Origin of the sequence: Blautia sp. BCRC 81119, assembly GCF_003184505.1 — a bacterium.
GTDB lineage: Bacteria > Bacillota > Clostridia > Lachnospirales > Lachnospiraceae > Blautia_A > Blautia_A fusiformis.
This window is the reverse complement of the sequence record NZ_QJHD01000020.1, coordinates 76,356-101,551: the sequence shown is the minus strand read 5'-3', so window position 1 is coordinate 101,551 and position 25,196 is coordinate 76,356. Positions and strand designations below refer to the sequence as shown.

General features: G+C 41.8%; 22 protein-coding genes. 2 read left to right on the top strand and 20 right to left on the bottom strand.

The window, feature by feature from the left end; genetic code table 11:
- Positions 1–364: 364 nt before the first annotated feature.
- From lepB to DMI82_RS12800, 9 genes are all read right to left on the bottom strand, one after another.
- On the bottom strand, positions 365–922 hold the full coding sequence (gene lepB, locus DMI82_RS12845) for a signal peptidase I (RefSeq protein WP_110103551.1): 558 nt from the start codon (positions 920–922) through the stop codon (positions 365–367).
- 10 nt (positions 923–932) lie between these two features.
- Positions 933–1,370 (bottom strand): helix-turn-helix transcriptional regulator, encoded by a 438-nt coding sequence (locus DMI82_RS12840; RefSeq protein WP_110103546.1) that lies wholly within the window; start codon positions 1,368–1,370, stop codon positions 933–935.
- Positions 1,371–1,525: 155 nt separating this feature from the next.
- On the bottom strand, positions 1,526–2,914 hold the full coding sequence (locus DMI82_RS12835; protein WP_110103545.1) for a DUF4179 domain-containing protein: 1,389 nt from the start codon (positions 2,912–2,914) through the stop codon (positions 1,526–1,528).
- Positions 2,911–3,468: an RNA polymerase sigma factor gene (locus tag DMI82_RS12830; protein ID WP_110103544.1), complete on the bottom strand. Its 558-nt coding sequence runs from the start codon at positions 3,466–3,468 to the stop codon at positions 2,911–2,913. The genes DMI82_RS12835 and DMI82_RS12830 overlap by 4 nt, the downstream gene beginning before the upstream one ends.
- Positions 3,469–4,043: 575 nt before the next feature.
- Complete coding sequence (locus DMI82_RS12825; protein WP_110103543.1) at positions 4,044–4,595, bottom strand: hypothetical protein; 552 nt, start codon at positions 4,593–4,595, stop codon at positions 4,044–4,046.
- 21 nt (positions 4,596–4,616) lie between these two features.
- On the bottom strand, positions 4,617–4,856 hold the full coding sequence (locus DMI82_RS12820) for a hypothetical protein (RefSeq protein ID WP_110103542.1): 240 nt from the start codon (positions 4,854–4,856) through the stop codon (positions 4,617–4,619).
- Between the two features lie 478 nt (positions 4,857–5,334).
- Positions 5,335–7,194 (bottom strand): asparagine synthase (glutamine-hydrolyzing), encoded by a 1,860-nt coding sequence (asnB, locus tag DMI82_RS12810; protein WP_110103540.1) that lies wholly within the window; start codon positions 7,192–7,194, stop codon positions 5,335–5,337.
- Positions 7,195–7,715: 521 nt separating this feature from the next.
- On the bottom strand, positions 7,716–8,822 hold the full coding sequence (locus DMI82_RS12805; protein WP_110103539.1) for a DUF4179 domain-containing protein: 1,107 nt from the start codon (positions 8,820–8,822) through the stop codon (positions 7,716–7,718).
- A complete protein-coding gene (locus tag DMI82_RS12800) occupies positions 8,816–9,355 on the bottom strand; it encodes an RNA polymerase sigma factor (protein WP_110103538.1) in 540 nt (179 codons plus the stop codon). The genes DMI82_RS12805 and DMI82_RS12800 overlap by 7 nt, the downstream gene beginning before the upstream one ends.
- A 745-nt stretch (positions 9,356–10,100) precedes the next feature.
- On the opposite strand from DMI82_RS12800, the gene DMI82_RS12790 reads away from it, so the two are divergent.
- Positions 10,101–10,640, top strand: a complete 540-nt coding sequence (locus tag DMI82_RS12790; protein WP_110103537.1) for an RNA polymerase sigma factor — start codon at positions 10,101–10,103, stop codon at positions 10,638–10,640.
- Entirely contained in the window at positions 10,637–11,431 is a 795-nt protein-coding gene (locus DMI82_RS12785) for a hypothetical protein (RefSeq protein WP_110103536.1), read from the top strand. The genes DMI82_RS12790 and DMI82_RS12785 overlap by 4 nt, the downstream gene beginning before the upstream one ends.
- A 273-nt stretch (positions 11,432–11,704) precedes the next feature.
- On the opposite strand, the gene DMI82_RS12780 is transcribed toward DMI82_RS12785, so the two are convergent.
- The 11 genes from DMI82_RS12780 to rpsU all read right to left on the bottom strand — a co-directional run bounded on the left by DMI82_RS12780 (position 11,705) and on the right by rpsU (position 25,076).
- Positions 11,705–12,103 (bottom strand): IS5 family transposase, encoded by a 399-nt coding sequence (locus tag DMI82_RS12780; protein WP_227574064.1) that lies wholly within the window; start codon positions 12,101–12,103, stop codon positions 11,705–11,707.
- 212 nt (positions 12,104–12,315) lie between these two features.
- A complete protein-coding gene (gene add / locus DMI82_RS12775; RefSeq protein WP_110103535.1) occupies positions 12,316–13,314 on the bottom strand; it encodes an adenosine deaminase in 999 nt (332 codons plus the stop codon).
- 101 nt (positions 13,315–13,415) lie between these two features.
- Positions 13,416–15,206 (bottom strand): aminopeptidase P family protein, encoded by a 1,791-nt coding sequence (locus DMI82_RS12770; protein ID WP_110103534.1) that lies wholly within the window; start codon positions 15,204–15,206, stop codon positions 13,416–13,418.
- 4 nt (positions 15,207–15,210) lie between these two features.
- The gene (gene thiD / locus DMI82_RS12765) at positions 15,211–16,014 is read right to left on the bottom strand and encodes a bifunctional hydroxymethylpyrimidine kinase/phosphomethylpyrimidine kinase (protein WP_110103533.1); all 804 of its coding nucleotides are present in this window, start codon (positions 16,012–16,014) and stop codon (positions 15,211–15,213) included.
- A complete protein-coding gene (locus DMI82_RS12760) occupies positions 16,011–16,691 on the bottom strand; it encodes an HAD family hydrolase (RefSeq protein ID WP_158293339.1) in 681 nt (226 codons plus the stop codon). Before DMI82_RS12760 ends, thiD begins: the two co-directional genes overlap by 4 nt.
- Before the next feature lie 205 nt (positions 16,692–16,896).
- Positions 16,897–18,309, bottom strand: a complete 1,413-nt coding sequence (locus DMI82_RS12755) for an amidophosphoribosyltransferase (RefSeq protein WP_110103531.1) — start codon at positions 18,307–18,309, stop codon at positions 16,897–16,899.
- A gap of 262 nt (positions 18,310–18,571) precedes the next feature.
- Complete coding sequence (locus tag DMI82_RS12750) at positions 18,572–21,133, bottom strand: heavy metal translocating P-type ATPase (protein WP_110103530.1); 2,562 nt, start codon at positions 21,131–21,133, stop codon at positions 18,572–18,574.
- A gap of 36 nt (positions 21,134–21,169) precedes the next feature.
- On the bottom strand, positions 21,170–21,502 hold the full coding sequence (locus DMI82_RS12745) for a metal-sensing transcriptional repressor (protein WP_110103550.1): 333 nt from the start codon (positions 21,500–21,502) through the stop codon (positions 21,170–21,172).
- A gap of 213 nt (positions 21,503–21,715) precedes the next feature.
- Positions 21,716–23,143, bottom strand: coding sequence for a tRNA (N6-isopentenyl adenosine(37)-C2)-methylthiotransferase MiaB (gene miaB, locus DMI82_RS12740; RefSeq protein WP_110103529.1), 1,428 nt, complete (start codon positions 23,141–23,143; stop codon positions 21,716–21,718).
- 100 nt (positions 23,144–23,243) lie between these two features.
- Positions 23,244–24,818: a cardiolipin synthase gene (gene cls, locus DMI82_RS12735; protein WP_110103528.1), complete on the bottom strand. Its 1,575-nt coding sequence runs from the start codon at positions 24,816–24,818 to the stop codon at positions 23,244–23,246.
- 81 nt (positions 24,819–24,899) lie between these two features.
- Positions 24,900–25,076 carry a 30S ribosomal protein S21 gene (rpsU, locus tag DMI82_RS12730; RefSeq protein ID WP_004222305.1) on the bottom strand — a complete coding sequence of 59 codons (177 nt, stop codon included), beginning with the start codon at positions 25,074–25,076 and terminating at the stop codon, positions 24,900–24,902.
- Positions 25,077–25,196: the final 120 nt, after the last annotated feature.

The window sequence follows — 25,196 nt, the reverse complement described above, 5'->3', positions numbered from 1 at the left end:
CTGGATGATTATCTGCCTTGGAATCCTCTTGTAAAAGAATTCTGTCGATAACCGTTGACCTTTTAGTATAAAAGGCTGACGGTTATTTTTCTATACACTGTTTTATTTGACGCTTACTTCGTATACGTTAGTTTCATTTTGTTAGCACTCTCCATTTCTCATCATTTTTTGACCACAAATTTACGACATTTACGACAAATCTGACACTGCTTTACAATACCAGACAAAATGACTGATACCCCGGAAAGCCTGTAAAACAGGCACTTTTGGGATACACAAGACAGGACAAAAATCGACTTCCATTATCAAATAAAAAACGCGAATATTCCAGTGCTTAATAAGCCACTGATATTCGCGTTTCTTATTATCCTAACCACTTGAAAGATGGATAGTATCTTACAACAGCTTTCCCCACAATCTGGTCAAATCGCACGAATTTATTTTTCCATGAACGTGAATCCTTCGAATCATTCCGGTTGTCACCAAGCATGAAATAACAGTTTTCCGGAACTGTATATGGACCATAACTTCCGATCATTTTCTCCGGAATGAAAGAGTCATCCAATGGAGTGGGTGAACCATCAATGTAAACTTTCCCATCCTTAATTTCCACTACTTCTCCCGGCAGTCCGATCACTCTTTTGATAAAAAGACGGCTTTCATCATCTGGGTATTTGAATATTACAATATCAAATCGCTCCGGGTCCTTGAACTTTTCAGAAATTTCATAACCGAACAGATTAAGATTGATTCCATACGCAAGCCGAAAGCCGAAAAGGCGGTCTTTCACCATAAGTGTTTTTTCCATGGAGGGTGAAGGGATTTTTGCGTTAATCAAAACAACATTATTGATAACCAGGGTAATTGCCACTACTATTACAATCAATTTCACATAGCCTAACAGTTCACGCCAGATTTTCATATTCTCCACCTCACTGTTCTTCATCATTCATATATCTGAACAATCTTTTGTCATATTTTGCTTCGCGATACCATCCAATTCCGATCATGACCACGCCTAATACAATGGTAATCGTTCTGGCCATTGTATCGGCTGAAAACAGGCAGCTAATTACAATTCCAGTTCCTGCACCTGTAAAAAAGTCAATAACAGACTTTTCCCGTTTCAATGATCCAAGCACTCTTTCTTTATCCATGGTTTTTACCATTTTGACATCTTCCTTTATTAAGACATCGAGAGAAATATCAAAACGGTTGCTGATGTCTATGAGAATCTGCAGATCCGGATAGCTCTTTTCATTTTCCCAATTAGACACAGTCTGTCTGGTAACATGAAATATTTTTCCAAATTCCTCCTGGGTCAGTCCCTTTTCTTTTCGTATTTTTAATATCTGCGTTCCAATGTTCATATTGCTCTGCTCCTGTTCTTCCAATCGGTTTTGCTTTCTCACCTGGATTATATAAAAATTTCTGCCAAATGAAAAGCAATTTACCTTTTACAGTGAAAAAACAGGTATGCAAAGCTTCTTTGACATAGGATTTTTGAAAACAGATTCACGTTTCTCTACCTAATCTGAATCCTTATTTTATCCCCGACAGGTGTCCAACCGGATTCTGCAGTGATTTCACCTGTAGCTCCATCATAATATGTGCTTTCTTCGGTTCCGTAATCTTCGTCCGTTTTATCTGCTGCGTCGGTATTTTCTTTCTGGTCTGTATCGTCTTGAAGCCTTACTTCTGTGGGAGCATCTGCCCCTCCGATAATTTGAGTTTCAACCTGATCCTCTGCATCTGACGGATTTTTTTCCTCCAAGGTATCCTCCGGAACCTCTTCTACCTCTTCTGTAGTCTCACCAATTTCTACAAAATCGTCATCAACCCAGACAGTGTCTGCAGCAGCCATGTAAGGTTCTCTGGTATAAAGCTGTAATTCCAGATAATCGCTGTCAATATCCGGGAGCAAAAGAACCGGGCCGTCAGAATCCAGCTGATACATACCCCAGAAACTGGTTTTAAAACTCCATTGAGATTTACCATCTGCCGAATTACTGCGCAGTTCATACTGTACCTGATTTCCTTTACTGTCTGTCCCCATAAGCATCATCTCATTACCATTATACAGCTTTTCCTCAAGTTCTTCCGGAATTTCTGCCTTAATTATACTTTGCAGTTTATTCATGGAAAAGTCTGTTAATTTTACGGTTCCTTCTTCTGTTTTAACAGAAACATCTTCCAGCTTTTTATGAACTGTCTGTTTCATAAGCTCCTCATGGTGAATAGAAAAATCAAACTCAAACTCTGCAAAATAATCTTCGCCAAGATTTTCATTTTGATAGGCGCCGAGTACCAAATGTACTTCCGGATTTTCTCCCAAATCACCATCAAGGGAAAATCGAGATTCCAGAACAGCATCATAGACATTTTCATCCAGTCCAGTATTTAGCAAATCTTCGTCCGAATATGGCAGATAGTGTCCGCTTTCGTATTCTTCAATTTTCTGTCCATTTATTGTAGTTTTCTGATAATCAATGTCAAGCTGTGTATTGGCAAAGGTCCAGGCATCCTGGATATCATCCGTGCCCTTTTGCCCGGAAGATGTTTTTTCTGCATGCACCTTTGTTAACAGAACCCCCTTATCCAGAACAACTTCTTTTAATGTTACAGTAATTCCTTTGTCTTCCTTAGAGGTATTCAACACTTCCGTATAAGATTCAATACCTTTTGGGAAACCAAGGGTTTCTCCTATGGACAATGTAATATTTTTTATTGCAGCCTGGATATGTGGATTAGAAAAGATAACAGAACCCAAGGTGACGATCACACAGGCAGCTGCTGCTTTGCTCCACCCTTTTGGTCTCCGGTTTTCCCTTTTTTCACTCCATTCCCGCTCTGCTTCCTCTATATATTTCGGATCAATATTACCAAATTCTTTTGAAAAATCAAATTTTTTCATATACGTCCTCTTTCTTTTTCCAACAGTTTCAACAGCTTTTTCCGGTTTCTGTATAAATTCATTTTCACGCTTCCCGCTGACATATGATGTCTTTTGGATATTGCAGAAACAGGATCTAAAAACCAGTATCTTCGTACAAAAATATTTCTGTCCCTTGGAGACATTTCTTCCAAAAAACGATTTATGGTTTCCATCAGTTCTTTTTCTGCCAGCTGTTCTTCCACTGTATAAGTTACATTTAGCTGCTCCATTTCATCCATAACATCTGCCATATGAACATCCGGGCGCTTGCCTGCAAACTTTTTTCTCAAACGGTCAATACTAAGATTTCTTGTAATCCGACCGCAAAAATGTGCCAATACAGGAGGATGCGTAGGAGGAATCTGTGACCATACCGAAAACCAGGTATCATTCAGACATTCCTCGGCATCTTCTCTATTCGCCAATAAATTCCAGGCAATCTTGTAGCAATAGGGATGATACTTAGTACTCAATTCTATAATTCCATTCTCATCTCTTTTCAAAAACAGGTTTATAATTTCATCATCATTCATTTACAGGTTGTCCTCCGGGTTTCTTTAAGATAAAAGTCACTGTCCATAATCTGACCAGCAACAGATAAGGCGCCTTTTTGAATAAAAATATTTCCATTCATATTATATATCGTAAAAAATAGTGGATGGTAACAAAAAAATTTAAATTTTTTCAGTTGAGATCCAAACTACAGTTTTGATTTTCAGAAGATTACCTTTTAGGGGTAAAAGTAATGAAAAGCAGCCGATATTCTCATTTTATATATCATGAGATACCGGCTGCAACTGCTGTTATAAAATATTTAGTCCAATAAAACTCCCTCTATTTGTATTTTTTAGAAAAGATTTGCACGTCTAACTCATCACTGAAATAACGAGAATGTGACGCACAATTATTCAAGTCGTTGAGTCGCTCTTGAAAGCAAAACCGTATTACACTTGTAAAAAAGGTCTGCCACTTCTGCACTCAGATTTTTTTTGCAAGTGTAATATTCTACATATTCCTGAACTATCCTTATGGAGTAACATATCACTGATATGGACAAACAGATACCTTTCGACGATCAATCAGTCTATTAATTGTTTTAGTATCAACATCAAATTGAATCAATTTCTTTATATAACTTTATTAATTGCCTAAGCAAATTTTCATATTCTTTTATTGTCTCATCCGAATCAGACTCTTTTACTATATCCTTGTCATTTCGTAGATTAGAAATTTCAAATGGGTATTGGTTCAATAATTTGATTGTTTCTTTGCGATTTGGGATTAATTGATTTCTTTTATTATATGGAATCGCATTTATGCGCTCTCTTAAATTATGCCGCAGATTGTATGCAAGCCAGTCTGCCGTATCAAAAAAAGCACGATACTCATGTCCATATGCTTTCTCAAGGTTTCCTTTGATATAAGAATAGTAATCGTATCCTTCCGGCACTTTTTTGGTTGTGCTTGCAAAAATCCTTACAATATGATCATATGCATCCCGGTGCTCTTTTAATGGCTGAATCAATGCATCCCCATTTTCTGATATTTCTTCGGCTGTAAGTAGATAAATTTTGGTTTTTTGATGTAATTGATATATCTTTTTCCACAACAGCCCAATCTCATCGTTTTGCATCAGATTAAAAACATTTTGTTCAGCCATTTAAAATACCCCGCTATTGAATTAATGAATTTTTAACTTTGACTCCTTTTCCCTCATTACCAGAAACGATTTTTCATCTAGAATACGGTCACCAAAAATCCGCCAGGATCCACGTCGCTTTATTCGGTACGCTTTAATAGTGGAGATTTGTCCGTTTTCACAGTCTTTTGAAAAAAATTTCCTATATTTAAAAGTTTCTATTATCCCCCATAGAGTCCCTGCAACTATAAAAAAAAGAAGTACTGCTACAGCTTCAATCATAAATATTCTCCTTATCATCCCAGTTACATGCATCGTCACAATCGGACTGCATCCCAAGGTCTTTTGGTTCGATCACATTTCTTACACTACTACCTGCACTATATTTTTCTCTTCTGTAAATTATGCTAAGATGAACAAATGTTTCTCTGTAAAGTAACAAAAGAATAAATCCAACAAATATACAGGATAGTAATATAACTCCTTTACTAGATGCCACAGACTGCAATTGTGGATTTCCAAGGAAGCAAACTGCTGAAATTGCGCTTCCTGATTTGCCTTTCCATTTAAGAACAATGAGTCGAAAGCATCCAAAACCGTAAAATCTTTCAGATTTCCACCCACATACTCCTTAAACTCTTCCTCCAATAATCCGAAAGTTTCTATACAAACAAATAGAGTTTTATCATAAAAATCCCAAATACCATTGTCAACGGATTTTTCGTATATTTATATTTTTACCGTCTCATAACCAACTCTCTCACTTCGAACATGTAGCAAAAAATCTATCATACCAGATAAGGAATGTCAAAACTGTCCAGATTTTACGGCTGTTATCTGCCTTTTTCTCTTTGTGCTCTTTCAGAAGTAAAAGAAGCTTATCTGTATGAAAAAACTCTTCTGCTTCTTTCGAGGTAAATAACTCCTTTACCATCTGATACCAGTCATCCTGCCGCAGCCACACACGGATTGGAATTGGAAAACCAAGTTTCTTACGTTCATCGGTTTCCTGTGGTATGAATTGGGAAACAGCTTTACGGAAAATATATTTGGTTGTACCCGCTGCAATCTTGGCTTCTTTCGGAAGCTTGGCTGCAAAGTCAAAAACTTCTTTATCCAGAAATGGTACCCTAACTTCCAATGAATGTGCCATGCTCATTTTATCTGCCTTCTGCAAAATATCGCCAGGAAGCCAGTATCTCAGATCTACAGACTGCATTTTTTCCATGTCTTGAAGTGATCCTCTGTTTTCTGACTCAAGTTCTTCAAAAAATGGTCTTAAATATTCCTGTGTGGAAGGTCCTGTTACTTTATTTTTCAAAATCTGCGCTTTCTCTTTTTCACGGTAAATATATGCATTTCCGATGAAACGTTCTTCCACGTTCATTCCTGCACGGATAAGGAAATCCCGTCCCTTCACATCCGGCAGCTTTGCAGCCAGTTTTCCAATTACACGTCTGACACCAAATGGAATCCAGTCAATTTTTTTCAGTGATTCCGGTTCTCTGTAAATATTATATCCACCGAAAAGCTCGTCTGCTCCTTCTCCGGAAAGAACAACCTTGACATGACCTGCCGCCTCTTTTGAGAGAAAATAGAGTGCAACGGCGGAAGCATCCCCAAGGGGCTCATCCATATGATACATAACATCTGGAAGGGCATCCCAGAATTCCTGCTTGGATATGATTTTCACATGGTGTTTCAAACCTGCTTTTTCTGCCACTTTGGCAGCTTTGTTTACTTCACTATATCGGTCTCCCTCATCGAATCCCACTGTAAATGCCTGATCTGCACCAGAGGAAGAAGCCAGATAACCGGAATCCACTCCCCCGGATAAAAACGCGCCGACTTCCACATCACTTAACATATGGTGCTCCACTGAATCCTTTAAATTCTCTGCAAGCTCATTCCGCAGCTGCTCCATATTCGTCTTACGGTCCCATTGGCCTGGTGCAAGCTTTGTTTTGAAATAAGTCTTTATCTCATAGTTTCCGTTTTTATATAAAAGCATATGACCTGGCATAAGCTTATAAATCCCCCTGAAAAAAGTTTCTTCCAGAGGGGAATATTGAAATGACAAATACTGCTCCAGTGCCTTCTGATTTACTTTCCTTTCATAGCCTGGAAATGCAAGGATACTCTTAATTTCAGAAGCAAATACAAAGTGTCCATCTATTTCGGCATAGTACACAGGCTTAATTCCGAAGAAATCCCTTGCAAGCATCAAACTCTGCTCCTGTTCATTCCATACAGCAAACCCAAACATTCCCCTGAGCTTATTCAGTGCCTTCTCCCCATACAGCTGAATAGTATTTATCAGAACCTCCGTGTCAGAATGGGTACAGAAAGAAATGCCGAAAGCCTCAAGTTCTGCCCGCAGTTCCTTATAATCATAGATTTCTCCATTAAAAACAATATGAAGGTTTCCGTCCGCACTTTCCATAGGCTGCTGCCCATCTTCTAAATCAATAATACTAAGTCTTCGAAAGCCCAGCGTAATCTTCTCCCTGCAAAAAGAGCCCTCACTATCCGGACCCCTATGCTCAATGGCTTTCATCATCCTTTCAATTACTGTCTTCTGATCCTGTCTGTAACCTGTAAATCCACAGATTCCGCACATTTTATCCTCCGTATCTATTTGATGTAGTTTATACGCTGCAGCAACTTTTTTATCACAAGTGAATCCCACATGGTCACATCGTAATCATAATGGTCTGTGAGTCTGCGCCTCAGCTTGTGTTCTCCCTTCTTTTTCTACTTTTGTAGAAATCATCTCTAATTCTACATCTGTAGACTTAGAAAGTCAATCCCATTTTCTACAATTGCAGAATCTATGTCATATATTTGATTACCCGTCATGACATACCCCAATGACTCAGATCTCACAGATTTTCAAACGGTATGAATGCCTCACTGCTGATAAAATGAAAAGCCGGAAAAACGGTCTTTTGTTACAGAGTCATTTTTCCGACTGTACGGTTGCCTATATTTAGTCAACTACCCATCACCTAAAGGTAATGGGCTTGGCAGACTTAGCCAAAAAGAACCGATATCAGTCTTGCAAAGACCTTGTATCGGTTCTTTTTGTATTTTCTCATTCTCTAATTATGGGAGGATTTTTCTGTATCACCGAAAAAACTTTTATTCCCGCACTTCAAGCCACTGGTCAATGTTCCCAAAATGTACCGCCTGCAGGTTATCTACATCAACCAGTTGCGGGAAGCTGTTTCTGATGATCATGACACCATTTTCCTTATCCTGTTTTTCTCCACCGCCAGCGATGCCTCCCATGGTCCTATCAAGTGTTAAAACCGTTCCATCTTTATAACGCACCTGGTCAATACTAGTTCTGGCATAAAGATCCATGCCATAATCCGTACCTGCGTACTCAAATTTGTTTTTTTCATCTTCATACACCTTCATAGCTTCATCATAATCAAGATATAATGACCATAAAAGGGGCGTTACTTCCATTTTTTTCACTGTGATTTCATAACCTCCAAAATCACATTTCCGGTTCACTTCCAGAGTTGTCGGAGGCTTTACTGCACCCAGAGTCCATTTAAAATCCCATGTTCCATCTGTAATAACAGTCGTATCATAATCTCCTTCCTCCGTAAGATTCTTTAATGTGATTTCTACTGTTTTATTACTCAGATCATAATCACCGTCATAAGATATACAGGCGTTAAAATATTTAAGATGTGCAGAATTTTGATCTGTTTTCAGTAACACATCCTGTCCTACCCCAGTATTGAAACTTCCAAATCTGTTATCGTCCACTGCATATACTTCTTTTCCATCGATCTTAAAATGTGTCATCTCCTCAAAAGAAGTATGATCAGTCATAGAAATACTGTCATCTGTTTTCACTTCAAAAAAAGCATACAGGAATCCCTGATCCTGAATAGAATCTGTCAGGGTAACCGTCACACCATTTTGTGTTACAGACTGGTCTATATTCTGAATATAAGTTGATTCCTGCAGTGTCTCCTGCTGTTCCTCCGATGGATTCAGTCTTTTCACCAGGTAATCACTCCATTTAAAGAACTCTTTTGCAGCCACAGTGACAGCCATACCAGTACAGATTACTGCTGCTACAATCAATAATCGTCCACTGATTTTTTTTCTTTTGTATTTTTTATCAACTGAATCCGCCTGTTCAATCTGTTTTAGTGTATCTTCAAATTTATTATGAAAATCCTGTGGTACTTCCGGTGCGATATTATTCCATTTCTTCTCTAACATGACATTTTCCCCTTTCCTGTTATTCTCTTTAATTGCTTGCTGTTTTTCCCAATTGCCGGTCTTTTCTCTTCTTCGGATAACTGCACCTTCAAAAACTCTCTTGCACGTGAAAGTCTGCTTTTGATCGTTCCTTCCGGAATATCCAGAGCCTCACTGATCTCTTTCAAGGAAAATCCTTCTAAATAATACAATGTTACCAAAACCCTCAGATCCTCCGGAAGTTCCATAATCGCCATATACAAATGACTGTATCTGTCCTCCTCAGTCATTTTCATATTGTCCATATATTCTTCATATGGAATAACATTTTTTCTTTTCCGAAGAATCCCTTTGCATTCATTGATCAATATCCTTGTGATCCATGTTCGGAAATATTTTTCTTTCTTTAAAGTGGAAAGTTTTTCATATGCCTTAAGAATTGTTTCCTGCACAGCATCCCCACAATCAGAGTCATTCTTCAGAATGGACTTTGATATATGATACAGCATGGCTTCTGCATCCCGAACCTCCTTAATAAATACATCTTTTGTCATAACTTTGTCTTCTCCTTTTGTCCAGCTGGATTACCACTCATGTTTACTTTTACACTAATTAGATGCATCGGAAAGGAAATCGGTTCTCATAAAAGTATTTTTTCCGTTGCCTCTTCCATTGCCAACGAAATATCCACTTTTTTAATCTCTGTTCTGTTTGTGTTTGTATTTTTTATGTAATTCCGTAATATATTCCTCAAGTTTCTCTTTGTCTTGCTCTTCACAGACAACAAAAACAAAATACTGCTTAAGATCAATCCGATATGCTTTTACTGTTTTCTCACCCAGTTTCTCTGTATATGTGCAATGAAAGATGAGATACTTTATCCCCATTCCAGACAGGTACGCAGAGCATGACACTCACAAAGCAGTGTCCATTCAGATAGTTGGAACCGTTGTGTGCGGCTCAGTATAGATAATATCAGCAGAAATAAGGTATCTGCTGTCGGAACAGAAAAAGTTTCAAAATAGATCAAAAAATATTGCTGAAGTCTGCCTATCAGTGTTTTTTCGCTGTATAATGTTTTTGCCGTACAGGTTCACTTTCCTTTGTAATATTTTATGCCAAATTCATTATACATCAGAAAGTCCTGTACGATATTTTTTTATGAAAAAGTTGTAAAGTGGTGTATCAATATCGTAATTTTCCAAAAATGAAACTTTTTGCTCTTTGACAGGATATATAAGAATGTAAAGGTTAAAAGCTTTTAATTTTTGAAAATATTAAAAAGAAAGTAGGATTGATATGACAGATGAAGAAGAACTTTTGCAGCGTCTCAGGAACAGAGAAAAAAATTCAATAGATGAAGCAATCCGAATTTATACGCCGTATTTGAGTACTGTTTTGTATCATATGACCGGCAATTCACTGCCGAAAGAGGATATTGAAGAAATTGTGGCAGATGTGTTTGTTGTACTTTGGAAGAATACCGGGAGGATAGATTTGCAGAAAGGTACATTACGGTCATATCTTGCTGTTGTTGCCCGGAATTTTGCTCTGAAACGGATAAACAGAAAGATGGATCATACATCTCTTGAAGATATTGAACTGTCAGATGGCAAAAATTTCATGGAAGAGAATTTTCACAATAATTATGTATGGGAAACAGTTATGAGCCTTGGCGAACCTGACAGCGAGATTTTTGTAAGGCGGTATAAATTTGATGAAAAAATCAAGGATATTTCAAAAGCAATGGGACTTAATATTTCTACAGTTAAGACCAGACTTTCAAGAGGAAAAAGAAAACTCAGAAAAATGTTATCGGATGCGGAGGAAAAATTATGAGAAGAAAAAATTTGCTTAAAGAATTGGGAATACAAAAACAGGCAGATATTTCCTGCAATGCTCTTGATATTGATACAGAGAATGTCAGACAGAGAGTTTATGCAAAACTTGACTTCGCAGATACAGAAAGGAAGCAAACGACTATGAGATCAAAAAAGAAAATATTACCTTTGTTGATAGCTGCAACACTTACAATTGGAGTTACGGCTATGGCAGCAACAGGAAAGATTTCAATGTGGACAGGTTCATCTGCATCACGTGCTGATTATACATCTCTTCCAACGTCAGAACAGATTACAAAGGATATTGGGTATAGACCGGTATTGATTGATACCTTTGAGAACGGGTACTGCTTCAAAAAGGGCAATATTATAAAAAACAGTTTTAAGGATAGCAATGCAAATGTAATTGAGAATTTTAAATCTGTGTCCTTTGATTATCAGAAGAATGGAGATGTTGTATCGTTTGCACAGCAGAAATTTAACTCAAAACTTACTCCGTCAGGTGATATTATTGCCACTGTAAATGGAACAAATTTGTATTATGTACATTATATAAATAAAGTGGTATCAAATGATTACGAATTGACAGAACAAGATAAAAAAGACCAGTCCAGTGGAAAAGTTATATTCAGTTACAATGACAGTGCTTCTCAGATTGAAGTCAGTCAGGTTCAAAGCGTTAACTGGAATAAGGATGGCATCCAGTATGATTTGCTGCAAATAGATGGAAAATTATCTGCCGGAGAACTTGCAGATATGGCGAGAGAGGTTATTAATAACAGAAGATAAAGAAAAAAGATGGTGGATTCAGTCCGGTTCACCATCTTTTTGTAACTGTTGTGGAAATACCTGTATCGCAGCTGATGCATAATATGTTATAATTTACAGATAGTGTAGCTGTCCAGAACTTTTATAGTTAAAATAAAAGTACAGCCTTTCGATTCATTCAATTAGCTGTACTCTCATTTCCTAGATTGACATGATCCAGCAAAGGGATTGCGTAATTGATATCGTTACGCTGCCCTTCACGGATCATAAAATAAACCGGATAACCGTATGCATCTACAACTGCATGGATTTTTGTGCTGGCTCCACCACGGCTGTGTCCGATTTCGTTTGGAGGCCCCCTTTTTTTGCTCCAGCACTATGCTGATGAGCTTTGACGATAGAAGCGTCCATTGACAGTTCTGTTAATTCGGCTTCTAAGCTCAAAACACGAAAAATATTATCAAGGGTGCCGTCTTCAATCCATTTACGGAAACGGGAATAAACCGTTTGCCAGGAGCCATAACGTTCTGGAAGGTCTCGCCATGGAGCTCCGCTACGAGCAATCCAAACAATTCCATTCAGAATTGTCCGGCTGCATTTTTGTGGGCATCCCTGTTTTCCAGAATTTTCAGGCGGCAGTAATGAAGCTATACGGATCCATTCTTCATCGGTTAATTCGTATCGTCTCAACATAATTTTTCAATTCTATCATAAAAGGATTTTGGGTTCAAGATGGGGTAATGAGAAATTTTCTATCCGGATGTCCTGTTTATTCTTTATGATCATTCCAATACATGCGACAGTGCAGTGCCATTCCCGGAAATAAAAAAACGGCTCATATCTTCATGCTCCAGTTCAAAATTGGTGTCCAGGGCTATCCTTTCGCCTGATAGTTTTCATACAGTTCAGAAAAGAAGCTGTTCTTTCAGTTTCCATTTTCTGTTCCTGGAAGTAAAGGCTGCCTCCACAGAATTCAGAAGCAACAGCCTTTTCTGCTCCTGGGTAAGATCTAACAGAGATTCCATATATCGGAATTCCCGGGAAAGGGTTGTTCTTTCGATCGCCGGATCATCGGTATTTAAGGTTACCTTAAGTCCCATTTCGAGAAATGTTTTCAGCGGATAAGCAGACATTTCTTCCATAGCTTTTGTCTGGCGATTGCTTGTAGGGCACATTTCCAGAAAAATCCCCTTATCCTTTACAAGCTGTATCACTTCCTTATTTCCTGCAATCCTCACACCATGGCCGATCCTGACCGCACCCATATGGACAGCTGTTTTTACATCCTCTGCATTTCCGGCCTCGCCTGCATGGATGGTAAATGGAACCTGATATTCTCTTGCTTTTGCAAAAAGTGCCTCGTAATTTTCTGTTGGAAAGAGTGCCTCGGCTCCTGCAAGATCGATAGCAACCACGCCGCCATCTTCAACAAGATATTTTTTTGCCAGCTCCAGAGTTTCCAGATTTTCTTTCTGGTTAAGATCACCGCGCATACAGCATAAGATCAGATTACCGGGGATGGGAGCTCTTTTCAGACCACGTAATGCAGCATGGATCGCTGTTTCCTGAGTCATTTCCTTCTGTGTATGGAACTGTGGGGCAAAACGAAGTTCTGCGTAGATCACACCGTCTTCTTTCATTTCAGAAAGGATAAGATAAACAGCTTCTTCCAATGCCTCTTCTGTCTGAAGAAGGGAAAGAGGCAGGTCAAAGCATTTCAGAAAATCATTGAGATTTTCGCAGGTATCCGGTACAGAAAGGAGAGAAAGAAGCTCTTCATCTGTTGCAGCCGGAAGTGTGATCTGCTGCAATGCGGCAAGTCTTCTGGCTATCTCTGGGGTAATGCAGCCGTCCAGATGTGCGTGGAGATCGATGTAGTGATTAATGATATTTTCTGTTTTCATAGGCGTTAAGTACCTCCCTGTCAGGATTTATTCTTATCCCGGAAATGATTTTATATTTCTTAAGGTATCTGCCGGAATGAAATATTAAAGTGAATTCCGAGTTATATTTCCTGTGTGGCTTTTTTTAACCAGGATTTCTCTTCTTCATTCAGATATGGGGAAATTTTTTCGTATACAAGGGCATGATACTGATTGAGCAATTTGCGCTCTCCTGCTTCCATCTGTCCCGGATCTATACCTTCCAGATCAAATGGTACCAGGGTCAGTGGCTCAAATTTCATAAACTGGCCGTAGGATGTTTTTTCAGCTTTTTTGCAGACTACAAGATTTTCGTGACGGATGCCGAATTCATTTTCCGCATAATATCCCGGTTCATCGGAGGTGATCATTCCTTCTTCCAGAACAGGAGCCGGAAGCTCGGCAGGGCTTTTCCAGCGGAAGCTCTGCGGTCCTTCGTGTACATTGAGAAGATAACCTACGCCATGGCCTGTTCCGTGGTTGTAATCCTCTCCCATAGCCCAGAGAGGTCCTCTGGCCAGGGTATCCAGATTCAGGCCGGTACAGCCGTAACGGAATTTTGCTGCTGCCAGGTGCAGGTGTCCACGGAGTACTGCTGTGAAATATTTTTTTTCTTTTTCAGTAACCGGGCCAAGTACAACGGTGCGGGTGATATCAGTGGTGCCCTCCAGATAATGTCCGCCTGTATCCATCAGAACCAGTCCTTTTGGCTCCAGTGGAATATTGGTTTCTTCTGTTGCACTGTAATGGACAATGGCTCCATGTGCACCGTAGGCAATGATGGGATCAAAGCTGTTTCCCTGAAAATTCTCCTGTACGGAACGGAATTCATAGAGCTTATCAGCAGCGGAAAGCTCGGTGATCTTCTTCATTCCCACATTTTTCTTCAGCCAGTGGATAAACTTCACCATTGCAACGCCATCTTTGAGGTGGGCAGTCTTTTCATTCTGGACTTCGGTTTCATTTTTGATGGCTTTTGGGAGAAGGGTCAGATTTTCACCGTCCAGGATCGTTACCTGCTTCGGAATACTGCTGACCAGTCGGCTGTTTACATTGCTTCTCGAAAGATATACCTTTTTCTCTTCGGGGATCGTCTGTACATAGGTGTAAATATCATCATATGGATAAATGGCAATATCGTCTTTGGAAAGTGCTTCCTTAACAGAATCCGAAAAGGCTTTTTCATTGGCAAAAAGACGGAGCTCGCTGTCATCCAGCACAAGATAGGAAAGAACTACCGGGCAGCAGTGGATATCATTTCCGCGGATATTTAAAAGCCATGCAATGTCATCAAGAGAAGTGAGGATAAAGAGGTCTGCCCCCTTCTCTTTCAGTTTGCTGCGGATTTCCCGGATTTTGTCTGCTCTGGACCTTCCGGCCCATTTTTCGGATAATTCCATTACCGGTTTACAGGAAAGTGCCGGACGATCATCCCAGATATTTCCGATGAGATCCTCATTTACAGAAAAACGTATCTGTTTTTTCTGAAGGATTTTTTCCAGCGTCTCTGCTTCTTCTGCGCTTACGGTACGGCCATCGAAGCCGAGACACATTCCCTTTTTCAGATTTTCTTCCAGGAATTTGTGAATCGTTGGTACGTCCGGTTCTCCTATCTTAAACAGAGTAACCGGCGTTCCCTCTAACTGCTGTGCAGCCTGGATAAAATATCTTCCGTCTGTCCAGAGTCCGGCCATGTCTTGCATGATCACGGCAGTTCCGGCAGAACCGGTAAATCCAGTGATGTATTTTCTGCATTTAAAATAATCTCCAACATACTCAGAACCATGAAAATCATCGGTCGGAACCAGATAAGCATCGATTCCCTTTTCCTTCATTTGTTTTCGAAGAGCTGTGATACGTTCTGTAACTGTCATAATCTTATGCCTCCTCTGTATAACTGTTCTTTATCGCAAAGCCATGATCCATAGGGCCGCTTCCTTTTCCCAGATCCAGCATGGCAGCAAGGGCTCCGGAAATATAGTCCTTGGCACGGTTTACAGATTCCACCATGGAAAATCCCTTTGCAAGGTTGGAAGCGATGGCTGAGGAAAGAGTACATCCTGTTCCGTGGGTGTTGGGATTGTCGATCCTTTTTCCCTCAAACCACTGATATGTTCCATTTACATAGAGAAGATCATTGGCATCATTGAGCTTATGTCCGCCCTTGCAGAGAACTGCACAGTGATATTGCTCGGAAACCTGTTTTGCAGCTTCGATCATATCATCGGCGCTTTTGATCTTCCGTCCGGTAAGCACCTCGGTTTCCGGGATATTGGGGGTGAGAAGATCTGCAAGAGGAAACAGTTCCTCCTTCAGAACATCCACCGCCTCCTCGCTGATCAGTCTTGCACCACTGGTGGCAACCATAACCGGGTCCACCACGATGTTTTTTGCCCGATACCAGCGGAGTTTTCCTGCGATCATATGGATCAGATCACTTTCGGAAACCATTCCGATCTTTACTGCATCCGGAAAGATATCCGTAAAAATACAGTCCAGCTCCTGACCCAGGAACTCTGCGGTTGCATTCTGGATAGCTGTGACACCGGTGGTGTTCTGGGCAGTCAGTGCGGTGATGGCACTCATGGCGTATACTCCGTTTGCCATCATGGTTTTAATATCGGCCTGGATCCCGGCTCCTCCGCTGGAATCGCTGCCTGCGATGGTTAATGCTGTTTTCATCTTTGGTTTCCTCCATTTTCTGTGAATATATGATTTTGTAACTCTGTCAGATCCCGACAGTAGATATAGGCATCCTTTTTCAGCTGTTCCTGATCCGGTTCTCCCAATGCGTCATAAATACCGGCAGTCAGAAATCCTGCTTTTCCGGCAGTCTGCAACGCGTAGAGCGAATCCTCCACAACCAGCGTCCGGGATGGCTCCGATCCCAGTGCTACTGCTGCTGTAAAATAGACCTTCGGAGAATGTTTGCTTTCTCCGATCTCACTGGTGGTATAGATTTTATCAAAAAAGGAAAGAAGTCCGTTTCTTTCCAGCGCCCGGCAGATATGTTCCCTGGGGCTTGAGGTTGCCACCGCAGCCGGGATTTTCTGTTCTGCAAGACATTGAAGAAGCTCCCTGGCACCTGATTTTGCCGGGACCTCTTCAAAATAATATTTGCGGATCCGGGCTTTCAGATCCATCACGATCTTTTCTTCGGAATACTCAAGAGTAAACCTGCTTTTCAGCCAGGCCGCTCCCTGCTCCATACTCATGGAAAAAAGGATTTCGTCCATTCCCGCAACCGGCTGATATCCCAGATCTGTAATATATCGTTTTCCAAGCTCCTTCCAGACAGAAAGCGAGTCCAGAAGGACACCATCTGCATCAAATATCATGGCTTTTATAGGAAAAATCATGTTTATACTCCTGGAAATTTTTTTGTAATACTCTGTCATTGGAACATTACGAAATAATTTTCCATGACATAAAAACTGACATAAAAAACGCGGATATATCACAAAAGATATATCCGCATTTATTATAAGCCGCAGATTCTCAAAATGCAACCGGGAGTTAATGAGGCTCATCTGAAACAGTAATTCTCTGTTTTCAAAATATTTTTTATTCTTTACCGTTAAAACAATATGTGCATACATTACAAGGATCGATTCCAATGGATTCCAGAAGATCATCCAGTCTGTGATAACGGAGAGTGGTAAAATTCTGCATCTTGCAGATATCCTGTACCATCTGCTCGTATTTCTCTGTATGTGGATCTGCATATTCATCCAGAATTTCCTGCGGACAGTTGGGGCCTTCTCTTTTTTCAATCACCTGACGTGTGATCAGCTCCATCTCAGATTTGGAACGTGAGAAGTTTAAGTATTTGCAGCCGTACATGATCGGCGGGCAGGCAGGACGAACATGAACCTCCTTGGCACCGCTGCGGTACAGAAATTCAGTTGTTTCGCGGAGCTGGGTACCACGTACGATGGAGTCGTCTATGAGAAGAAGTTTTTTATCCTTGATCAGCGCACGTACCGGGATCAGCTTCATTTTTGCAATGAGGTTACGTTGGTTCTGATTGGTCGGCATAAAAGATCTGGGCCAGGTTGGTGTATATTTGATGAAAGGTCTTGCGTAAGGAATGCCGGATTCATTGGCGTATCCGATGGCATGGGCAATGCCGGAATCCGGAACACCGGCTACAATGTCCGGATGCACGGAATCGCCGTCTCTCTTTGCAAGCATGCTTCCGCAGCGGTAGCGCATCTCCTCTACATTTACACCTTCATAAGAGGCTGTCGGATATCCGTAGTAAACCCAGAGGAAAGAACAGATCTTCATTTTCTTTCCAGGCTCAACCAGAGTTTTAACTTCGTCTGCTGTTACGAATACGATCTCTCCAGGGCCTAGCTCTTTATAATCTTCGTATCCAAGGTTGATATAGGCATGACTTTCAAAAGAAATACAGTATGACCCTTCTTTGTGGCCAATTTCCACAGGAGTTCGTCCCATCTTGTCACGGGCTGCATAAATTCCGTCTTTTGTCATAAGAAGCAGAGTCATGGAGCCATCGATCAGGCCCTGTACGTACTGGATACCTTCCACAAAATTGTCTTTTTCACAAATCAGTGCAGCGATCAGTTCGGTCACATTGACTGTTCCGTTGGTCATCTCCTGAAAATGTACCTTGGTCGTATTGTACAGCTGCTGCAGAAGTTCATCATAATTATTGATCTTTCCCACAAAAGTGAGGGCAAAGCTGCCGATCCTGGAACTGAACAGAAGGGGCTGAGGCTCATAATCAGAAATACATCCGATTCCCATATTTCCCTTCATGGAACCCACATCTCCGTCAAATTTTGTACGGAAAGGCGTGTTCTCAATGTTGTGGATGGCACGGTCAAATCCACTTTCTCCGTAAACCGCCATACCTCCGCGTCGTGTTCCCAGATGAGAATGGTAATCCACTCCGTAAAAAAGCTCCAGTACACAGTCATCATTCGATGCTACTCCAAAAAATCCGCTCATAATGCGCTCCTCTCTACTACTATGATGTTAACGATTTCTGTTATCGTTCCTATATCCATAATCGCTATCAGTATAGCATAAGAGAATTGAAAATAAAAACCAATTTGGCGGATAATCCTGCTTTTTCAGAATAAACTATAAAGATATTAGCCGGATTTATAGAAGTGGAAAATTTTTTCTGTATGAGACAAAAGAAACAGCTCCGCTTTTGCAGAACTGTTTCTTTTGGCCATTTGGCAAATATGTGGTTTAAAAATCCGGTTTATTCCTGGGTGATTCCCTTAAACTCGTAACCGGCTTCCTTGATCACTTCTTCAACCTTTGCCTCGTCAACCTTCTCAGGTACAGAGAATACAGTTGTTCCGTTCTCGTGGGAAGAAACTACGTCTTCTGCTCCGAAAGCTGCCTGGATGGCTTTGTTTACGTGTGCCTCACAGTGTCCGCACATCATTCCTTCTACATTGACCGTTACCTTTACCATTGTTTTGTTCTCCTTTTCTTCTTTTATATTTTCATCATGACTGATGTGTAATGTTACCGGATTTTTGATCGTTTTGTCTTTGTCTGCATTGTGGACCTGAAACAGATTCAGACGCAGCGCATTTGTTACAACACAGAAGCTGGAAAGACTCATGGCCGCAGCTCCGAACATCGGATTCAAGGTCCATCCGAAAAGCGGGATCCAGACACCTGCTGCAAGGGGAATGCCGATTATATTGTAGAAAAATGCCCAGAAAAGATTCTCATGGATATTCCGAAGTGTGGCACGGCTTAAACGTACTGCCGCTGGAACATCGCTTAACTGGCTCTTCATCAGAACGATATCTGCCGCATCAATGGCAATATCTGTTCCTGCACCGATGGCAATTCCGATATCGGCTCTTGTAAGTGCCGGCGCGTCGTTGATACCGTCACCGACCATGGCAACCTTTCCCTGCTCCTTCAGAACGCGGATCACACTTTCTTTTCCATCCGGAAGAACTCCTGCGATCACATCGTCAACTCCTGCCTGAGCTCCGATGGCTTTTGCGGTACGCTCATTGTCACCGGTAAGCATAACTACACGGATTCCCATGTTCTGAAGCTCTTTTACTGCACGGGGACTGTCTTCCTTGATTACATCCGCAACTGCGATGATTCCCAGAAGTTTTCCGTTTCGGGTGAAAAGAAGGGGTGTTTTTCCCTGCTCTGCAAGCTGATCGGCCCGCCTGTTAAGGTCTGTGGAAACCTTTGTCTGGCTGCTGATAAATTTCATGCTTCCGCCTGTCAGTTTGTCACTTCCAAGCACGGCAGAAAGTCCGTTTCCCGGAAGTGCCTGGAATCCGGTTACTTCACCTGTGGCAAGGTTCTCTTCCACGGCTTTTTTGAGAACTGCCTTTGCCAGTGGATGCTCGCTTTTTTTCTCCAGTGCACAGGCTAGAGTGAGAAGCTCTGTTTCTGTGATTCCCTCTGCCGGGAGAATATCTGTTACCTCCGGCTGACCACTGGTAATGGTTCCGGTTTTATCCAGTGCGATGATCTGGATTTTTCCTGCTTCCTCCAGGGAAACAGCTGTTTTGAAAAGGATTCCGTTTTTGGCACCCATACCGTTGCCGACCATAATGGCAACCGGTGTTGCAAGGCCAAGTGCACAGGGACAGCTGATGACCAAAACGGAAATTCCCCTTGCCAAAGCATAACCGAAGGTCTGTCCTGCAAGAAGCCAGATGATCGTTGTGATCACTGCAATAGTGATCACTGCCGGTACAAACACGCCTGAAACACGGTCTGCGATCTTTGCGATCGGTGCCTTGGTGGCTGCCGCATCACTGACCATTTTTATGATCTGGGAAAGAGTGGTATCCTCTCCGACTCTGGTTGCTTCACATCTGATAAATCCGGACTGGTTCACGGTTGCCGCAGAGACCATGTCTCCGGCTTCTTTATCAACCGGGATACTCTCTCCGGTCAGTGCGGATTCATTGACTGCGGTGGTTCCTTCCAGGATCACTCCGTCCACCGGAATATTCTCTCCCGGACGGACAACAAAGATGTCTCCTTTCTGAACCTGCTCAATAGGAACGGTAAGTTCCTGTCCCTTTCGTACTACAACCGCAGTTTTTGGCGCAAGCTTCATAAGGCTTTTCAGGGCATCGGTAGTTTTTCCTTTGGAACGGGCTTCCAGCATTTTTCCTACGGTGATCAATGTCAGGATCATGGCTGCAGATTCAAAATAAAAATTCATCATGTAATTCATAACTGCAGCAGAATCTCCGTCTGCCTGTGCTCTTGTCATGGCAAACAGTGCATAGACGCTCCACAGGAAGGATGCCATGGAGCCAAGAGCTACCAGAGTATCCATATTTGGGGAACGGTGCCACAGACTCTTAAATCCATTGATGAAAAATTTCTGGTTGATCACCATAATGATACCAGCCAGGAGCAGTTGTACCAGTCCCATGGCTACGTGATTGCCGTCAAACCATTTCGGCAGTGGCCATCCCCACATCATGTGCCCCATGGAGAAATACATCAGCACCAGCAAAAATCCCACGGATGTGATAAGACGTCTCTTTAGGATCGGAGTTTCATGATCTTCCAGCGCTTCTTCTGCCGCAGACATGGAAATCTTTGCTCCGGCAGCTCCGCCCTTTAAGGATGCACCATATCCGGCGGCTTCCACTGCGGCGATGATCTCGCCGGATGAAGCGGTTCCCTCAACTCCCATAGAATTGGTCAGAAGGCTAACGGAACAGCTATTCACCCCCGGAACCTTTGATACGGCTTTTTCCACACGGGCAGAGCAGGCGGCGCAGCTCATACCAGTTACATTATATTGTTCCATTTTCTTTCAATACCTCCTAAAATTCAGTTTGTCCCTTTATTTCATCAGCTTCTGGAGGGTTGCTACTAGCTCATCAATGGTCTCATCCTTACCTTCCCGGATATCCCGGGCAACGCAGGTGCGGATGTGGCTGGCAAGCAGCTCTTTGTTGAACGCATTGACTGCAGCATTGACTGCGGCAGACTGGATTAGGATATCATTACAGTAGGCATCATTCTCCATCATTCCTATAATGCCTCTGATCTGGCCTTCAATACGTTTCAGACGGTTGATCAGCTTTTTTTTCTCCTCTTCTGAACGTGCAGTGTGTTTTTCACAGCAGCAGGGACAGACTTTCTTTTCAGACACAAGCTGTCTCTCCTTTCTCATAAATACCCTCATGGGGTATCCTCTTTATATGGAACAATATATACCCTCGTGGGGTATTTGTCAATAGAAAACAGTATTTTTTATAGTAAAAAAGCCCGCTCATCCGATATTGGCAATGAGCGGGCAATATAAACTTATATTTAACTGAATCAGGTAAGCCCCCAACGGGGTTACGAAAAGCAATAAGCAGTGGGTGGGGACTTGTCTACAATTTTACTCTTCCACGATATGTCCGAAATAATAGAATCCCTTGCAGGTATCCAGGCTTACTTTTACATATTTGCCGATGAGATCTTTTTCTCCCGGGAAATGAACCAGAAGATTATGTTGGGTACGGCCAGTAAGAGTGCCCTTCTCCCGGTTTTCATCTTCTACCAGGATTTCCTGTACACTTCCCTGGAAACGGGAGGAATTTTCCCGGCCCTTTTCCTGTACCAGGGTAAGAAGACGACTGAAACGGTCTTTTACCACATCCTCCGGCACCTGATTTTCCATGCCGGCTGCAGGGGTTCCGCTTCGTTTGGAATAAATAAATGTGAAGGCAGTATCGTAATTTGCTTTTCTTACAACATCCAGTGTTTCCTGGAAATCTTCTTCTGTTTCTCCCGGAAATCCGACCATGATATCTGTTGTCAGTGAAATATCCGGGATCGCCCTGCGGATCTTATCTACCAGTTCCAGATATTTCTCCTTGTCGTAACGGCGGTTCATTTCTTTTAAGACTCTGCTGCTTCCGGACTGCAGCGGAAGATGCAGATGGTGACAGATCTTCTGGCTCTCTGCCATGGTCTGGATCAGTTCGTCGGAAAGATCCTTCGGATGTGAAGTCATAAAACGGATACGCTTCAGCCCTTCGATTTTTTCCACTTCTTTCAGAAGTTCTGCAAAGGTCACCGGTGTTTCCAGAGTTTTTCCGTAGGAGTTTACATTCTGACCAAGAAGCATGATCTCAGTAACGCCATCTGCCACCAGTTCCTCGATCTCGCGGATGATGGCCTGTGGCTCGCGGCTCTTTTCGCGGCCACGGACATAAGGAACGATGCAGTAGCTGCAGAAGTTATTGCAGCCAAACATTACGCTGACTCCTGTTTTGAAGGAGTATTTGCGGGAAGTTGGCATGCCCTCTACGATCTCATCGGATTCCTTCCAGATATCAATGATCTGGTCGTCGGTCTGCAGCGTCCGGTAAAAAAGCTCCGGGAATTTGTGGATATTATGGGTTCCGAATACAAGATTTACATATTTATAATCCTTGCGGATCTTTTCCACTACGTGATGCTCCTGCATCATACATCCGAACAGTACGATCTTCATATCCGGGTGATCCCGTTTGATGCTCTTTAAATGTCCAAGATGTCCATAGATCTTCTGATTGGCATTTTCACGGACTGTGCAGGTGTTAAATACAACTGCATCGGCATCCTCGGTATCTACCATTTCATATCCCATTTTTTCCATGATGGCCGCAATAGACTCTGTCTGGATGGAGTTCATCTGGCATCCTTCGTTCTGGATGTGGAAGGTGGGACGTTTCGTACTGCTTTTGGCAAGAAGCTCTTTACATTTTTCAATGTACTGAAGCTGGATCTCTGTTTCTTTGTTCTGGCTCAAATCAATTCCTCCAATAACTAAAAATTTCATATGTATCTATAAATTTTTTTCTTTAGACAATATCAGACGGGAGCATTTAACTCCCGTCTGATATATCATACAGAATTTACAGTTGTCTGTCAAAGAGTTTTTATAATAGAGGTGCAAAAACTCTCAGTACGTTCTGAATGGCACGTACCACAATATTTCTCTTCTGGCAGAATGCCAGATCAATGGGATCACAGTACTCCAGGGTTTCTGTAAAATCATCCCGGATGTCCAGGATCACATCATTCTTATACATCCAGACACCATCTTCAAAATGCAGATAAAGGCTTCGGTAATCCAGATTTATGGTTCCTACGACGCCTACTTTGTCATCACAGACAAAAGATTTTGCATGTAAAAATCCCGGCTGGTATTCGTAGATCTTTACACCTGCTTCCAGAAGCTGCTTATAATAAGACTGTGTCAGCAGGAAGACCATTTTTTTGTCCGGGATGCCTGGTGTCATGATCCGGACATCTACACCGCTTTTTGCAGCCAGGCACAGGGCGGTCATCATCTCATTATCTATGATCAGATATGGCGTGCAGATATAAACATAGTTTTTGGCGCGATTGATAATATTAAGATAAACGTTCTCTCCTACGATCTCATCGTCCAGGGGGGAATCGCAGAATGGCTGGACATAACCGCTTCCCGGAAATTCGTTGGGGTGCCACCTGTGCGGAACATAATTTCCGAAATCAAGAGAAGTATCTGTTCTGGTAACGATTCCCCACATATACAGGAACATAGCTGTCATATTCCAGACGCCTTCTCCTTTCAGCATAACGGCTGTATCCTTCCAGTGGCCAAACCGTTTTCGCTGATTGATATATTCGTCAGCCAGGTTGATGCCGCCGGTAAAACCGGTCCAGCCATCGATCACACAGATCTTACGGTGGTCACGGTTATTCTGGATAATATTAAGAATCGGACGGAACCGGTTGAATACTTCGCATTTGATCCCACGCCGGCGCATCTCCTGATCATACTTGTATGGCAATGTGGTAAGGCAGCCGAAGCCGTCATAGATCAGTCGGACATCTACTCCTTCTTTAGCCTTTTTTTCAAGGATGTTAAGGATCGTCTGCCACATTACCCCGTCATTTATGATGAAATATTCGATAAAAATAAAATGCTTTGCCTGCTCCAGTTCATGCACCAGAACCGGAAACATATCATCTCCTACCTGAAAATACTCTGCTGTGGTATTCTCGTGAACCGGATATCTGGAATACTGCCAGATATAATCCGACTGGATCCTCATGGAACGGTCGTCTTCGTTTAAACGTTTTCTTGTGAGCTCTGATCCTTCTAGGTATTCTGCAGTTTCATCAATAAGATTCTGATAATGCTGTTCCATCACAGTACCGATCCTTGATTTACCGAAAAGAAGGTACAGGGAAACACCAAATACCGGAAAAATAAGGATCAGCATCGTCCAGGCGAGCTTATAGGATGGATTGATCTTTTTATTTACGATCCACAGAACAACCAGAAAACCTATGGCCTGCATTCCGATCGTCACCCATCTGGAGTATTCCATAATCCGGAAAAGGGCGATCAGCAGCCATGCCAGCTGCACAACAAGAGCCAGAGCTACATAAAAAATTCGATTAAATAATAACTTAAGGAGTGATCGCAATGGTCTGATAATCAGTTTAATAAACAAATTCATACTTTTTTCCCTTGTCAAACGCTCTTGATCTTTTTTTAATTAAAAATCCCTGACCATACAGCCAGGGATTTTTGCGCACAATTAATTATATTTACGTTTTCTTGCGGCTTCAGATTTTTTCTTACGACGAACGCTTGGCTTCTCGTAATGCTCTCTCTTACGGATTTCCTGCTGGATTCCCGCCTTAGCACAGCTTCTCTTGAATCTGCGAAGAGCGCTATCTAAAGTCTCGTTCTCTTTTACGATAACGTTTGACATAGACTCACACCTAACCTCCCTCCAGTTGTAGATTGTGCTAAAATACAACTGTCTGGGTATTTTTCTTGCACGAGTGTTATTATATAGCATAACAAGTGCTTTCGTCAACATCTTTTTCGA

Excerpts from the sequence above, each read along its gene's own strand:
- lepB (WP_110103551.1), bottom strand. The coding sequence starts at position 922 with ATGAAAATCTGGCGTGAACTGTTAGGCTATGTGAAATTGATTGTAATA.
- DMI82_RS12840 (WP_110103546.1), bottom strand. The coding sequence starts at position 1,370 with ATGAACATTGGAACGCAGATATTAAAAATACGAAAAGAAAAGGGACTG.
- DMI82_RS12835 (WP_110103545.1), bottom strand. The coding sequence starts at position 2,914 with ATGAAAAAATTTGATTTTTCAAAAGAATTTGGTAATATTGATCCGAAA.
- DMI82_RS12830 (WP_110103544.1), bottom strand. The coding sequence starts at position 3,468 with ATGAATGATGATGAAATTATAAACCTGTTTTTGAAAAGAGATGAGAAT.
- DMI82_RS12825 (WP_110103543.1), bottom strand. The coding sequence starts at position 4,595 with ATGGCTGAACAAAATGTTTTTAATCTGATGCAAAACGATGAGATTGGG.
- DMI82_RS12820 (WP_110103542.1), bottom strand. The coding sequence starts at position 4,856 with ATGATTGAAGCTGTAGCAGTACTTCTTTTTTTTATAGTTGCAGGGACT.
- asnB (WP_110103540.1), bottom strand. The coding sequence starts at position 7,194 with ATGTGCGGAATCTGTGGATTTACAGGTTACAGACAGGATCAGAAGACA.
- DMI82_RS12805 (WP_110103539.1), bottom strand. The coding sequence starts at position 8,822 with ATGTTAGAGAAGAAATGGAATAATATCGCACCGGAAGTACCACAGGAT.
- DMI82_RS12800 (WP_110103538.1), bottom strand. The coding sequence starts at position 9,355 with ATGACAAAAGATGTATTTATTAAGGAGGTTCGGGATGCAGAAGCCATG.
- DMI82_RS12790 (WP_110103537.1), top strand. The coding sequence starts at position 10,101 with ATGACAGATGAAGAAGAACTTTTGCAGCGTCTCAGGAACAGAGAAAAA.
- DMI82_RS12785 (WP_110103536.1), top strand. The coding sequence starts at position 10,637 with ATGAGAAGAAAAAATTTGCTTAAAGAATTGGGAATACAAAAACAGGCA.
- DMI82_RS12780 (WP_227574064.1), bottom strand. The coding sequence starts at position 12,103 with ATGTTGAGACGATACGAATTAACCGATGAAGAATGGATCCGTATAGCT.
- add (WP_110103535.1), bottom strand. The coding sequence starts at position 13,314 with ATGAAAACAGAAAATATCATTAATCACTACATCGATCTCCACGCACAT.
- DMI82_RS12770 (WP_110103534.1), bottom strand. The coding sequence starts at position 15,206 with ATGACAGTTACAGAACGTATCACAGCTCTTCGAAAACAAATGAAGGAA.
- thiD (WP_110103533.1), bottom strand. The coding sequence starts at position 16,014 with ATGAAAACAGCATTAACCATCGCAGGCAGCGATTCCAGCGGAGGAGCC.
- DMI82_RS12760 (WP_158293339.1), bottom strand. The coding sequence starts at position 16,691 with ATGATTTTTCCTATAAAAGCCATGATATTTGATGCAGATGGTGTCCTT.
- DMI82_RS12755 (WP_110103531.1), bottom strand. The coding sequence starts at position 18,309 with ATGAGCGGATTTTTTGGAGTAGCATCGAATGATGACTGTGTACTGGAG.
- DMI82_RS12750 (WP_110103530.1), bottom strand. The coding sequence starts at position 21,133 with ATGGAACAATATAATGTAACTGGTATGAGCTGCGCCGCCTGCTCTGCC.
- DMI82_RS12745 (WP_110103550.1), bottom strand. The coding sequence starts at position 21,502 with ATGAGAAAGGAGAGACAGCTTGTGTCTGAAAAGAAAGTCTGTCCCTGC.
- miaB (WP_110103529.1), bottom strand. The coding sequence starts at position 23,143 with ATGAAATTTTTAGTTATTGGAGGAATTGATTTGAGCCAGAACAAAGAA.
- cls (WP_110103528.1), bottom strand. The coding sequence starts at position 24,818 with ATGAATTTGTTTATTAAACTGATTATCAGACCATTGCGATCACTCCTT.
- rpsU (WP_004222305.1), bottom strand. The coding sequence starts at position 25,076 with ATGTCAAACGTTATCGTAAAAGAGAACGAGACTTTAGATAGCGCTCTT.